The organism is Dokdonella sp. (assembly GCF_039926425.1).
Lineage (GTDB): Bacteria > Pseudomonadota > Gammaproteobacteria > Xanthomonadales > Rhodanobacteraceae > Dokdonella_A.
This window is the reverse complement of the sequence record NZ_JBDSWZ010000222.1, coordinates 1-12,890: the sequence shown is the minus strand read 5'-3', so window position 1 is coordinate 12,890 and position 12,890 is coordinate 1. Positions and strand designations below refer to the sequence as shown.

14 protein-coding genes are annotated in these 12,890 nt (G+C 64.8%); 7 read left to right on the top strand and 7 right to left on the bottom strand.

Annotated features, from left to right (window positions below; translation table 11 throughout):
- The first annotated feature begins 6 nt into the window (after positions 1-6).
- Positions 7-1,392, top strand: coding sequence for a hypothetical protein (locus ABIV12_RS12790; protein WP_348059864.1), 1,386 nt, complete (start codon positions 7-9; stop codon positions 1,390-1,392).
- 100 nt (positions 1,393-1,492) lie between these two features.
- On the opposite strand, the gene ABIV12_RS12785 is transcribed toward ABIV12_RS12790, so the two are convergent.
- Entirely contained in the window at positions 1,493-1,897 is a 405-nt protein-coding gene (locus ABIV12_RS12785) for a DUF4156 domain-containing protein (RefSeq protein ID WP_348059862.1), read from the bottom strand.
- Positions 1,898-1,957: 60 nt separating this feature from the next.
- Positions 1,958-4,765, bottom strand: a complete 2,808-nt coding sequence (locus tag ABIV12_RS12780; RefSeq protein ID WP_348059894.1) for a pitrilysin family protein — start codon at positions 4,763-4,765, stop codon at positions 1,958-1,960.
- Between the two features lie 185 nt (positions 4,766-4,950).
- Here ABIV12_RS12780 and ABIV12_RS12775 point away from each other — a divergent pair, with 185 nt between their 5' ends.
- The 3 genes from ABIV12_RS12775 to ABIV12_RS12765 all read left to right on the top strand — a co-directional run bounded on the left by ABIV12_RS12775 (position 4,951) and on the right by ABIV12_RS12765 (position 7,004).
- Positions 4,951-5,643, top strand: coding sequence for an SDR family oxidoreductase (locus ABIV12_RS12775; RefSeq protein WP_348059860.1), 693 nt, complete (start codon positions 4,951-4,953; stop codon positions 5,641-5,643).
- A 478-nt stretch (positions 5,644-6,121) separates the two neighbouring features.
- Positions 6,122-6,532 carry a hypothetical protein gene (locus ABIV12_RS12770; RefSeq protein ID WP_348059858.1) on the top strand — a complete coding sequence of 137 codons (411 nt, stop codon included), beginning with the start codon at positions 6,122-6,124 and terminating at the stop codon, positions 6,530-6,532.
- A gap of 7 nt (positions 6,533-6,539) precedes the next feature.
- Positions 6,540-7,004 (top strand): tRNA (cytidine(34)-2'-O)-methyltransferase, encoded by a 465-nt coding sequence (locus ABIV12_RS12765; protein WP_348059857.1) that lies wholly within the window; start codon positions 6,540-6,542, stop codon positions 7,002-7,004.
- A 117-nt stretch (positions 7,005-7,121) separates the two neighbouring features.
- Here the strand turns inward: ABIV12_RS12765 and ABIV12_RS12760 are convergent, their stop codons facing one another.
- The 5 genes from ABIV12_RS12760 to ABIV12_RS12740 all read right to left on the bottom strand — a co-directional run bounded on the left by ABIV12_RS12760 (position 7,122) and on the right by ABIV12_RS12740 (position 10,314).
- On the bottom strand, positions 7,122-8,126 hold the full coding sequence (locus tag ABIV12_RS12760) for an NAD(P)H-dependent glycerol-3-phosphate dehydrogenase (RefSeq protein ID WP_348059855.1): 1,005 nt from the start codon (positions 8,124-8,126) through the stop codon (positions 7,122-7,124).
- Positions 8,127-8,152: 26 nt separating this feature from the next.
- The gene (secB, locus tag ABIV12_RS12755; protein WP_348059853.1) at positions 8,153-8,659 is read right to left on the bottom strand and encodes a protein-export chaperone SecB; all 507 of its coding nucleotides are present in this window, start codon (positions 8,657-8,659) and stop codon (positions 8,153-8,155) included.
- Positions 8,660-8,798: 139 nt separating this feature from the next.
- Entirely contained in the window at positions 8,799-9,242 is a 444-nt protein-coding gene (locus ABIV12_RS12750; RefSeq protein WP_348059851.1) for a rhodanese-like domain-containing protein, read from the bottom strand.
- A gap of 97 nt (positions 9,243-9,339) precedes the next feature.
- Complete coding sequence (locus ABIV12_RS12745) at positions 9,340-9,765, bottom strand: hypothetical protein (protein WP_348059850.1); 426 nt, start codon at positions 9,763-9,765, stop codon at positions 9,340-9,342.
- Positions 9,766-9,810: 45 nt separating this feature from the next.
- Positions 9,811-10,314, bottom strand: coding sequence for a YiiD C-terminal domain-containing protein (locus ABIV12_RS12740; RefSeq protein ID WP_348059849.1), 504 nt, complete (start codon positions 10,312-10,314; stop codon positions 9,811-9,813).
- A gap of 151 nt (positions 10,315-10,465) precedes the next feature.
- On the opposite strand from ABIV12_RS12740, the gene ABIV12_RS12735 reads away from it, so the two are divergent.
- The 3 genes from ABIV12_RS12735 to ABIV12_RS12725 all read left to right on the top strand — a co-directional run.
- On the top strand, positions 10,466-11,305 hold the full coding sequence (locus tag ABIV12_RS12735) for a uroporphyrinogen-III synthase (RefSeq protein ID WP_348059847.1): 840 nt from the start codon (positions 10,466-10,468) through the stop codon (positions 11,303-11,305).
- Positions 11,306-11,382: 77 nt separating this feature from the next.
- A complete protein-coding gene (locus ABIV12_RS12730) occupies positions 11,383-12,516 on the top strand; it encodes a uroporphyrinogen-III C-methyltransferase (protein WP_348059845.1) in 1,134 nt (377 codons plus the stop codon).
- The coding region (locus ABIV12_RS12725; protein WP_348059843.1) for a heme biosynthesis HemY N-terminal domain-containing protein at positions 12,513-12,890 on the top strand (378 nt) is incomplete at its 3' end. The genes ABIV12_RS12730 and ABIV12_RS12725, both read left to right, overlap by 4 nt.

The window sequence follows — 12,890 nt, the reverse complement described above, 5'->3', positions numbered from 1 at the left end:
ACTACCGTGATCAATCGAGCTTTGGGCCGTGTGTGCGCCGGACTGCTGCTGTTCGCAATCGGTGGCGCGAGTGCTGCGTCCCGCGAGACGAGCGGCATCGCTCCATCCGGCGCGTGGTACCACATCGAGGTCCCCGATGGCTGGCGTGCGGGCGATACCTTGGTGATGTTCCAGCACGGATTCGACCTGGAACCGGCAACGGACGCGCCCGGACTCGGTCCGTTGCGGTCGCTGATGCTCGATGAAGGCTACGCAGTTGCGGCGACCAGCTATCGACAGGCCGGCTGGGCATTGTTCACGGCGATCGAGGACAACCAGGAGCTGCTCGATCTGTTCAGCGCGGCCGAAGGCGCGCCGGGAGAGGTGATTCCGTTTGGCGGATCGATGGGAGGCCTGATTGCACTCAAACTTGCCGAGGCGCCGGGATTTCCGCCGATCCATGCTGCGTACGCGCTGTGTCCTGCGGCGGCCGGCGCGCGTCTGTGGGACGCGGCGATCGACCTTCGTCTCGCCTATGACGTGGTCTGTCACGATGCCGGCGAGCTTCCGCGCGGCGATCAGCCGCTGCCGTGGGCGTTCAACCTCGACATGATCCCGAGCGAGCTCGGCGACCTGTTCGATCAGGCGCAGATCGCGCGTGCGCTGCTGCCGCTCAACCAGTGCACCGGGGTCAATCTTCCGCCGGTGCTTCGCAATGACGCGATGCAACGGCGTCTGGACGAATTGATGGCCTCCACGCACATCACCGACGAAGACTTCTTCGTCACCAACGTCGGCTATTCGACGTTTGTGATGAGCGAACTGGTGCGCGCTCCCGACAAGCTTGATGGGCACAACGCGTTCACCACCGCAGGCGTCGACTATTCGAGCGATCCGGCAATCCAGGCCGGCATTGCCCGCATCGTCGCCGATCCGGCCGCGGCAGCGCAGTTGCACGCGGTGTCGGACTTCCACGGAAACGTCGGCGACGCCAAGGTGCTGTCGATGCACACCAGCCGGGACCAGCTGGTGATTCCCGGAAATCAGGATTTCATCCGCAACGTATTGCCCGCGTCACAGCTGACCACCGCGATCGTCGACGAGCCCGAACCGACCCACTGTGGATTCACCGATGCGGAAGGCGTTGCCGGTTGGGAATCGCTGCGGGCATGGCGATCGGGTGCCCCGCAGCCGTCCGTTTCCGACCTGCAGGCTGCATGCGAAACGATCGTCGCAACCGGCGACGTTGCCGGGCCGTGCCGTTTTGATGCGGATGCGCAGATCATGCCATTCGACAGCATTGTGAGGCCGCGGACGAGCAGCACGCCTTTGGCGCCCGGTCACTCGACGCACGCCATTCCGGCCGGCCTGCTTCACGCGGGAACCCGCGCAACAGGGCCTGCGATTCCCTGATCGTCGCACCGCGCGGCGACAGTGAATTCTGACTCTGGATTCGAAGGGGCGTGGCTCCGTCGCATGTCGAGACGATGAGCATCGCGATCGACCGAAGGGATCAGTGATCCTTGACGGGAAACGTTTCGGTCGACGTGCCGTCGGTGTTCTTCTGCTGGATGCGTATCGGTGAACGACGCTCGTGTTCGCCCGGGCCGCAGTGGTAGGCCCCGAAGCTTTGCTGTCCGTCGCGCGGCTCGCCCATCGGCTTGATCGTGTCGGCACTCATGCCAGCGGCTTCGTTGCGCGCCATCACGTCGAGTTCGTCGCTCACCTTCAAGCCGTTGCGGTCCACCGGACCGAGGTGATCAAGCACCGACACGGTGATCTGTCCCATGTCCTTGCATCCGGCGACGTTGCCGTCCCACGCGGTGCGGACCTTCTGGCCGCCGGAATCGAGCTTGATGCCCCAGCTGCACGCCGCGAGGGGCACTGCGGCAACGAGGACCAGTCGGATCGCTTTCATGAATTCTCCGTGATACAGCGCAGGATGAGCGCGGATTCGAGGGTGCGCAACGTCGCGCGGTCAGCGCAGCGTCTTGCCGTTGGCATCGATGACCTTGACGTCGCCGACCTTCAGATCGCGGATCGCTTTCTCGATGATCTTCAGGTCACCGACCACCACCCATGTCAGAGACTGCGGCTTGACCACTTCGACAGCCGCCGCCTGCACCGACGCGTCGGTCTGCGCTTCGATGCGGGCTTTGAGTGTCTGTACGTAGTCATCCGGCCGGCCATACAGCGTGATTCCGGCCATTGCACCGAGCACCGCGCCGGTGGTCTGGTACTGCCCCGGCATGCTGCGCACGTCGCCCACCTTGATCTTGTCGATTTCCCCGGGCGTCAGCGGCTTCGAACCGACCAGGTCCTTTGTCTCGCGCAGCAACTCGGCGACGGATTGCGCGGTCTTGTCGGTCTGCACGGGCGCATAGATCATGTACGGCCGCTGGCCAAGTGCGTTCGACAGGAAGCTTCCCGCGCCATACGCCCAGTGTTTGTCCTCGCGCAAGTTCATGTTGAGGCGCGAGGTGAAGCTGCCACCGAACGCACCGTTCATCGTCTGGATCTGCAAGTCGTTCGGCGCCTTGGTCGACGGTGCAACCACGCCTGCGAGAATCAGCGACTGCGAGGCGCCCGGCTTGTCGACCAGATACACGCGTGGCCGCTTTGGTGCATCGACATGCGCGATGTTCTTTTTCGGAATCGCCCTGGCCGGTGCCTTCCAGTCCCCGAACGCCGCGTCGAGCTTGGCGATGATCGCGTCAAGCGTGGTGTCGCCGGCGACAAGGATCGTCGCATTGTCCGGGCGGATGAAGTCGTTGACGTAGCCATGCAGGTCGTCCGCGGTGAGCGCGGTGATCGACGCTTCGGTGCCCGAGCCGGTGAACGGAATCGCGTAGGCGTGACCGTCGCCATACAGCAGCGGCGGCAGCGTGCGTAGCGCGAGGCCGGTAGGCTGCGTCTTTTCCTGCGCAATGCGCGCAAGCCACTGGCCGCGGATGCGGGCAATGTCGGCTTCGCGAAACGCGGGGTTGCGGATCACGTCGGCGTACAAGGCGAGAGACGGATCGAGCTGTGAGCTCAGCGCATTGAGCTTGATGCTCGAACTGTCGAGGCTCGATCCGGTGCCGATTTGCGCGCCAAGGCGCTCGGCGCGACGCGCCACTTCAAGCGAGTCGAGCTCCTTCGTGCCTTCGTCGAGCATCGTCATGGTGAACGCCGCGGTGCCGAGCTTGCGTCCCTGATCTGCCGCATAACCGGCGTCGGCGATTAGCTGCATCTGCACGACGGGAATCGCATGCCGCTCGGCGAGAACGACCGGAATGCCGTTCTTCAGCTTGCCATGCTGGAGCGTTGGAAAGGTCAGGTCGGGGAAAAGCGAGACGAGTGGAACGCCTTTCTTGCGGTCGACGGTCGACGTGGTGATCGTCGTCTCCTGCGTCGGTGGAAGCACCGCGGCAGGACGGCCATCCAGCGCCGCACGACCGGATTTCTCGATCTGGTCGTCCGCAGCAACGGTCGAATCCTTGGCGGCAGGCGTCACCGTCAGCGTGTAATCGCCTCGTGCAATCCACTGCTTCGCTGCAGCGAGCACGCTCGCCGGTGTCGCCGAGTCGATGCGCGCGAGATCGATCTTGTAGGCGCCCGGATCGCCGCGGTAGACCTGACCTTCGGCGAGAATCGTGGCCTTGCCATTGACCTTTTCAAGTCCGCGGATGAACGCTGCGCGCGTTCCGATCTTCACTCTCGACAATTCGTCCGCGGTCGGACCGTCCTTCAGGAATGTCGTCCACTCGTCGGCAACCGCGGCTTCCACCCGAGCCGGATCCACGCCTTTTTTCACGTCCACCTGCAGCTTGAACTGGGAGGCGAGCGCGAAGGTCTCCAGCCCCACCTCAACGCTGTCGGCGAGCTTGTCCTTGTACACGAGGCGTTCGTAAAGACGCGACGTCTTGCCGCCTCCAAGTACTGCAGCGGCGAGACCGAGCTGTGCCGTTTGCTCGTCGCCGTCGTCCGGCACGTTCCATTCGCGCACGATGCGGGTCTGCGCCACTTGGTCCTGCATGGTGTCGCGCGTCGATTCCGTCCGCGGTGCAGTCCACGGCTGTTGGCGCGCAACCGGCGCGCCCGCAGGGATATCGCCGAAGTACTCCAGCATCTTCGCCCTGGCCACTGCCGGCGTGATGTCGCCGACCAGTGCCACGGTGACGTTTGCGGCGCCGTAGTAGGCGCCGAACCAGTGCTTCACGTCGGCGAGCGATGCGGCGTCGAGATCCTTCATCGAGCCGATCGTGTCGTGATGATAGGGGTGGTTCGCCGGAAACGCGTTCGCCGACAGGCGCTCGTCGACGCGACCGTAGGGCTGGTTCTCGCCCTGGCGCTTCTCGTTCTGCACGACGCCGCGTTGTTCGTCCAGATCCTTCTGGGCGATCGCGCCGACCAGATGACCCATGCGGTCCGACTCCATCCACAGCGTCATGTCGAGCGCGGTGGTCGGCACCGTTTCAAAGTAATTGGTCCGGTCGAACCAGGTGGTGCCATTCTGGTCGGTCGCGCCCGCCAGCTCGAACGGGCGGAAATATTCGTCCGGGTGATTTTCAGATCCCTGGAACATCAGGTGCTCGAACAGATGCGCAAAGCCGGTCTTGCCGTTCGGCTCGTCCGCAGAACCGACGTGGTACCAGACGCTGACCGCCACCACCGGCGCCTTGTGGTCTTCGCTGACGACGACATTCAGTCCGTTCGGCAAGGTGAACTTCGTGAACGGAATATCGACGTCGTCGGCTGCTCGCGCGGGTTGTGCCGACGCGAAGGCGATGAAGGCAGCGGCCATGCCGCTGGCGAGGGAATTGCGCATGGGATCTCCTGGACGTCCGCGTCCGCGATTTGCGGCGGGATGGAATCGGAAGGCGAGGCTAGACGGGCGGACGTGCAACTGCAACGGCTGATCGTCACGACCGGCGTAGACTGCCAAGAGCCGTGGAAAGTTCGCGCGGCCGTCGCACACCGGAGGACCTGATGACGCATTCACTTGTGACCGGTGCGAACCGCGGCCTCGGCCTCGAGTTCGTACGCCAACTGCTTGCCCGCGGCGAACGCGTGATCGCGACCTGTCGCCAGCCTGAGCGTGCCGCCGAACTGACCCGCCTGTCGGGGGATTATCCCGGTCATCTCACGGTGATGCCGCTCGCGCTGCCCGATCCGCGCGCGATCGCTGCGTTGATGCGAGACATCGAGGCGCTCGACAGTCCTGTCGGATGCCTGATCAACAACGCCGGCATGCTGGTACCGGACGAACGCTACGGCTCGATCGAGGCGAATGCGCTGCAGGACAGTTTTGCGGCGAATGCGCAGGGTCCATTCCTGCTGACGCAGGCCCTCGCGCCGCGGTTGTCCAACGGCGCCAGGGTCCTCAACATCTCCAGCGGCCTCGCATCGATCGCCGGCGCAACGTCCCTGTTCAGTCCGAGCTATTCGATCAGCAAGGCGGCGCTGAACATGGCGACGAAACTGACGTCGATTGCGCTGGCGGACCGGTCGATCGTGGTGATCGCACTCAGTCCCGGATGGGTCAGTACGGATATGGGTGGCGCGAACGCGTCGCTCACGCCCACGCAGTCCATCACCGCGATGCTGCGTGTGATCGACGGGTTGCGCATCGCCGACAGCGGCCGTTTCCTCGCGCACACCGGCGAGCCGATCGATTGGTGACTTGTCGAATGGGTCGCTTCGTCGGAGCGTGAACGGAAAAAGGCTGAAACAGGAAAACACGAAAAAGAAATACAGGTGAATCACCGTCGTGGCCCGGCCCCTCAGAGCGATGGATACGACGAATGCGCGGGATCAGGCCGTCTTGTAGTCCCGCTGTTCCTTTCGTGTTCTTCGTATCCTTCGCGGTTCAAAGCTTTTTTCCGTCCATCGCGCTGTCCGCGTGCTGTCCGCGGACGCGTTGCACCTGCACGGCCGAACACATCGACGCGCGACCGCCTGCGGCGAAGCGACACACGTCGTGCGCGCCACGTCCACTGCGCAACACGCGCCACAGTGGACCGCGGGCGTTGATGCATGACTTTCGACCTGGCAACTCTTTTTGCCATTCAAGCATCCAACAGCCTGCAAACGCACTCTCTGTGACGCTGGCACACCGCTTGCTCTCCACAGTCTGCAACCCTGTTTGCAGGAGAACATCATGAACATGACGACTGTTTTCATCCGCGCCGCGATCGCTACTGCGATGGTCGGTGCCGGCCTTGCTTCGTTCGACGCGCCGAAGGCCACTGCGCGTGATGCAGACGCGATGGCAATTCAAACACGTGCGCCACTGCACGCAACGCTGCTACCAACCGTGACCGTATTCGGTGACGCGCGCGGGGCAGACCTCGAGTCTTCCGCGCAAGTGACTGCACGTGCGCCGCTGCCGGTCACGCTGCTGCCGACGGTCTACGTTCGCGCGTCGCTGGCTCAATCTGGCGTTCGCGAATCCGACGCGATCGCGGCGCGCACTGAACCGGCCGCTGTCGCATGGCCGTCATTTGCGCCGGTCGAACGCGACAGTGCTTCCGCAGGGAGGGTGTTGCGCGCACGGGTGATGCCTCGATAATGCACGGATGCTGCACGTTGTCCTGTTCCAGCCCGAGATTCCGCCGAATACCGGCAACGTCATTCGCCTGTGTGCGAACAGCGGCGCGGCGCTGCATCTGATCCGCCCACTGGGTTTCGAACTGGACGATGCGAAGTTGCGCCGCGCCGGTCTCGACTACCACGAGTTCACGCGGGTGTCCCTGCATGACGACCTTGGCGCGTTCATTGAAACTGCAGCGCCCCGACGCGTGCTCGCGGTGTCGACACGCGCAAGCGTGCGTTACGACCGTGTCGATTACTCCGACGGGGATGCGCTGCTGTTTGGTCCGGAAACCCGCGGCTTGCCTCAGGAGGTGCTCGACAGCATCGATCCGGCGTTGCGCATCCGCCTGCCAATGCAACCGGGCAACCGCAGTCTCAATCTTTCGAACGCCGTTGCAATCGTCGTGTACGAAGCGTGGCGCCAGTCGGGGTTCGCGGGCTCCGCGTGATTGTCACGCAAAGAGGGGCCGCGAACAGCGCGTCGATTCGTCATCGTAAGCCGGTCGCGCTTTGGCGGCCGGCAGCTTCTCACCTGCCCGCAGCACCGGCAATCGCGACAACGTCCGTTACGGATACTCGGGCTTCTGCTCGCGTGAAATGAGCGCGGTCATGCCTTCCGCCGGCGTCAGCTCCTCGTGCAGAACGCGCTGCACCAACGAGGTGATCGGCAGTTCGACTGCGTGTTCGTTCGCCAGCTTCATCACCGTATCGACCGTCTGCACGCTTTCCACCACCTGACCGATCTCGTCGACGGCCTGTTGCAACCCGACGCCACGGCCAAGCGCGAGACCCAGTCGACGGTTGCGCGAGAGGTCGCCCGTGCAGGTCAGCACGAGATCTCCAAGTCCCGCGAGACCCATCAACGTTTCCGGACGTGATCCGAGCGCCGCGCCGAGGCGCAGCATTTCTGCAAGTCCGCGCGTGATCAGGCCGGCGCGCGCGTTGAGTCCGCACTCCATGCCGTCAGCGACGCCTGTGGCGACCGCGAGCACGTTCTTCATCGCGCCTCCGAGTTCGGCGCCCAGTACATCGTCGCCGGTGTAGGCGCGAAACCGCGGCGAATGCAGTTGTTGTGCGATCGCGTGGGCGAAGGCTGCGTCGGCGGAGTGGACGGTGAGCGCCGTCGGCAAGCCCATCGCGACTTCACGCGCGAACGACGGACCGGTGACGACGGCAGCCGAATGTCCGGGCAGTCGCTCGGCAACGAGTTCGTGCAGGAAACGGCCGGACGACGGATCGAATCCCTTGGTCGCCCAGGCGATGCCGACGCCGTCGGCGACCCACGGAGCAATCGTGTCGAGCAGTTCGCCAAACGCATGGCTCGGCACCGCGATGAGGATCGTGCCGGCATCGCGCGCGATCGGCTCGATCATCGCGGTCAGCTGCAGGTCGGCCGGGAGCAGGAGATCGGGCAGGTAACGCGCGTTGCGGCGCGCCGTTGCCATGTCGACGATGCTCTGCGGCGTACGGCCCCAGAGCGTCGTCGGAACGCCATTGCGTGCGAGCTGGACCGCGAGTGCGGTCCCCCACGAACCGGCGCCGAGCACTGCGACGGGCGTTGAACTGCTCATTTCGCGATGCCCGCGCGCACCGGGGATTACTGCAGCGCGGGGGTCGCGCCTTCAGCCGGCGCTTCCGAACGGCGGCGCATCTGCTCGGCGTACAGCGCGTCAAAATTGATCGGCTGCAGGAAGAACGGGGGGAAGCCACCGTTCTGCACCAGATCGGAAATGATCTGGCGAACATACGGGAACAGCACGTTCGGGCAATATGTCGCGAGCACCGCTTCGCGCGCCTGCTGCTCGAAGCCGGTCAGACCGAAGATGCCCGCCTGCTGCACTTCAACGAGATAGGCCGTCTTGTCCTCGACCTTGCAGGTTGCGGTGACGCTGAGCACGACCTCGAACGCATCGTTGCCGAGCGGCGCGACGCGCTGGCTCAGGTTCAACTCGACGTTCGGCTGGCCCTGCTGCTGGAAGATCTGTGGCGAACCCGGCGCTTCGAAGGACACGTCCTTCACATAGATGCGCTGGAGGTTGAGCTGGGCCTGACCCGGCTGCGGAAGCGCCTGGCCGTTCGCGGCGCCGTTGGAATTCTCTGCCATGGTGTGGATTCAACGTGGTGGAAAAAGGGCGGCGAGTATCCCACGGACGCCCGGAACGCGCATCCCGCCGCGTTTCGGAGGATCGCTCTGCAGCGTCGGGCAAAGGATCTGCCGAGAGCCCTTCACAGGGCGCGGCGACTCAGGCGCGCCCCTTGGCTTGCGGCATCTGCGCCTCGCTCCACGCACCCATGCCACCTTCGAGCCAGAACACCTTGGTGAATCCGGCTTTCCTCAACTTCTGGGCGGCCTGAGAAGAGGGCTGGCCATTGCGGCAGACGACCGCAACCGGGAGTTCCTTCACCTTCGCAAGATCCTTGCTCTCCGGATCGAGCTGGCTCAGGGCGACCGCCTTCGCTCCCGGAATGTGTCCCTTCTCGAAATCGGCCTGGCTGGACACGTCGATCAGCAACGCGTCCTCGCGATTGATCAACTGGGTGAGGCCGGCCGGCGTCAACGCGGTGTAGCCGCGCGTGAATCGCTGCGCCTCGGTGACCGCGAGGGCCACGAGCACGCCGATGAACGCGAGCGTCAGATAGAAATGGTTGCCGAGGAAATCGGGCAGGCGGTGCAGGATGTCGGACATGGGATGCGCAGATGGGGGCGCACTGCGCCGCGACCGCGGATTATCCAAGAGTGACGCGGGTCACGCCACTGGCACGCGCGTTCGCATGCGCGACGCCTCATTCCTTGCGCGAGATATCCGGAATGCCGCTGACCAGCCACCAGTTCTTGGTCGCCTGGTCGTACTGCCAGACCTGATGGTCGACCACGCTGCGCGCGACTTGCGTTGCGATGTTCACCAAGCTGATCTGCACCGTCTGGCGCACTTCGTCGTCGCTCACCGGGACCGCGGGTTGTTCGTTGTAGCCGGTGACCTGCACCTGCTTGAAGCGGGCGAGTTCGAGCGAAGTCGGTGGATGCTCGGCCAGCACCTTCGGATCGACGAAAGCCTGCGCCTGCGCGATGTCACCCCAGCGGATCGTCGAAGCGTAGCGGATCAGCGTTTCGTCCAGCACCGTTTGCTTGGTGCGCATTTTTTCCGTCGCACAGGCGGACAAAACGAGAGTCGGGAGGACGATGGACAACGTGACGGACCAGCGACGCATGACGCACCTCCGTGGTGGAACCTGGTCGGCAATGTACAGGTCGGTTCAGCGTTTCGCGAGCGCCACGAAGCGCGCGTCCAGCGTCGCTGCGGCGGATCCGTCCGCCAGCGGAACCACGCTGCGGACCCGCACGCGACCCTTGCCGCGCGTCGTCAGCGCCTCGAAAAACCCGGCCAGCGTGTCGCCGTGCGTCAGGTGTGCGGTCGCGTGGAAGTCCTCCCAAACCGGTGCGAGATAGCGCACCAGGGTGTCCTGCACGTAGATTTCGCACGCGATGCTGCGCGCGTCCGCCGCCAGTTTCACCAGCCCCCAGCCGGCGAGTGTCATCACGCTGGCGAGACTTCCGCCGAATGCGCAACCCTTGTCGTTGATATTCGGCCCGAGGGGCGCGTGAAGCGTCAGCGATTCGCCGTCATGCGCGCCGACCGAAATGGCCATCGCGCGGGCGAGTGGAATCCCGTCGAGCATGAACGCGCCGAGAGCGTCTTCGGCGCGGATCATGGCATCGGGCCGGGCGCCGGGGCAGGCTGTATCCATGGTGGACTTCATGTGTCAATCGAATCCATTGGCGCTCCACAAGCGAGCGATCGTCGGCTCAACGTGGGAATCGCGCGAACAAGCGGGTTCTTTGCAGAACGTGATTGAACGTGATTGAACGAGTGCGCGGAGGTGCCGACTTTGCGGCGGCGCGCTGCGTATCATGCCCAACCGCCCATTCTATCTGCAGCCCGGCTGCGATTCGGAGAACGTCGTGGGAAGCATGCACGCGACAGCGCCACTGGCCGGCGCCTGTCTGATCATCACGCGCCCGGTCGGGTCGAGCGCGTCCCTGCGCCGCAAAATCGCAAGTCTGGGCGGCACCAGCCTGACCTTGCCCGGTCTGACGCTGCGTCCTGTGCAGCACCCGCAGCGCGCCGCAGACCAGTTGCGAGGTGTTCGTTCCGGGACGGACTGGATCTTCAGCAGCCCCGCGGCGGTGCGTTTTGCCTTTCAGCTCGCGCCCGACCTCCCGATTTCCGAAGGAGCGGGCGTGTTTGCGGTCGGAGCCGGCACGCGGCGCTCGCTCGCTCGCCACGCGGTGGACGCGACGACCCCCACCGAGCGCAGCGACAGCGAAGGGGTGCTCGCGCTCGCCGCGTTCGACCACATGGTTGGTCGAAACGTGGTGCTCATCGGAGCGCCTGGCGGGCGGGATCTGATCGCGCCGACCTTGCGCGAGCGCGGTGCCGATGTCGTCGCCATTCCCGTCTACGAACGCCGGCCCGCGCGTCTCACGCAACGTCACTTCGACGCGCTCCAGAGCGCGCCAGCGCCATGGATCACCTTGGTGTCGAGTGGTGAAGCGCTTGCAAATCTGATGGCGCAGCTGCCCGACACGCTCAAGACACGATTGCATCATCAGGTTCTGGTGGTCAGCAGTGCGCGGCTTGAGGCGCTGGCGCACGAAGCCGGCTTCGAAGATGTTCTGAATGCGCGTTCAGCGATGCCGGCCGATCTGCTCGCGGCCGCAGAAAGGGCGCTTGCCCGACATCGTCTGTAGATGTCGATTGGAATCGCATGCATCGATGGTGGCTCAGTGTTGCTGCCGCGACCGCACAGTTCCGTTAGCATGCCGGCATGAGCGAGACACCCGAAATCACCCAGTCACTGCCGGTCGCTGAACCCATGAACGTCGCGCCGGCCCAACGCATCGCGCCGCCGCGCAGGCGCGTCGGCGTTGCCTGGATCGTCGCATTGATCGCAATCGGCCTTGCCGCATTCGCGCTGTGGCGCGTGTACGTGCTCGAGCACACGCAGATCACTGCGCAGGACGCTGCACGCGCGGCGTTATCAACGCGCATCGATGAGCTTGCGACGGGTTTTGCGCAGCGCAAGCACGATCTCGAATCGATACGCGCGCGCATCGCAGACGCCGATGGCGTCAACAAGAGTGTCCGCGAAGAGTTGTTGGGGCTGGGCGAACGATCGCGACATCTCGAAGATGCCGTGGCCAATCTCGCCGAGCAGCGCCTGACCGGACGCGACGCACTCGCGTTGAACGAAGCGGAATTCGTGCTTGCGCAGGCGCAGGAGAGACTGGCTCTGTTCCACGATGCGCAGGCCGCCATCTCTGCTTACCGGCTGGCCGATTCCGCGCTTGCTGCGGCGGAAGATCCGGTGTTTTCGTCGGTGCGCCAGACCATCGGTGCCGAACTGCACGCGCTTGAAGCAAGCAAGCCGATTGAAACCGCTGCCGCCATCGCGGCACTCGAGCGGGTTCGCGGTGCATTGCCCGCCCTCTCCAATGAACCCACGGCGGTGGCCGAAACGACGGCTCCATCGCGCTGGGAGGGATTTCTTGCGCAGTTCGTGCACGTCAGCCATGAAGGAGATGTCGGCGCGCACGCGAATCGCGACATCGGCCTTGCGCGCGCGCTGGTCGCGATCGACCTTCGTTCCGCGGAAGCAGCTCTTCTCGGACGCGATGAAGACGGTTTGAAGTCGGCCCTGGCGCGCGCGCGCGCCGGTCTTGTCGCCGGCTTCGACGTGCAGTCGGCGCCGGCAACGGCGGCGCTCGCGGAAATCGATCGCATCGCCAGCCAGCCGCTCGCGCCTGCGCTGCCGGAGCTCGGCAGTGCACTGAAGGAACTGCGCAACCTGCGCGCGACGCGCGCGCTCGCGCAACCACGCATGATCCAATCAACCCCGGCGCCGACCGACGGCAAGGGCACGGACAACGCGGCGTCGACGCCGGGCGGAGACGACGCATGAAGCTTTGGCGCACGATCCTGCTGGTCCTTCTGGTCGCCGTCGCGGCAGCGCTTGCATGGCATTGGCTGAGCGCCGACCCGGGGTACGTGCAGCTGCGCATCCGCGGTACCACGATCGAGACCAGCGTCGTCGTGGCGATCGCGTTTCTGCTGTTGCTGTGGGCACTCGTCACGCTGGTCTGGCATCTGCTGCGCTGGCCGTTCCGCTACTGGGGTCGCACGGTGAAGCGTCGAGGACGCGAGCGCCTGGCCGGCGGAATCACTGCGTTTGCCGAAGGCGACTACGCGCAAGCCGAGCGCGATCTTGCCAAGGCCGCCAACCACGCCGCGTTTCGCACTGCGGCAATGCTTGTGTTGTCGCGCGCCGCGCACGAG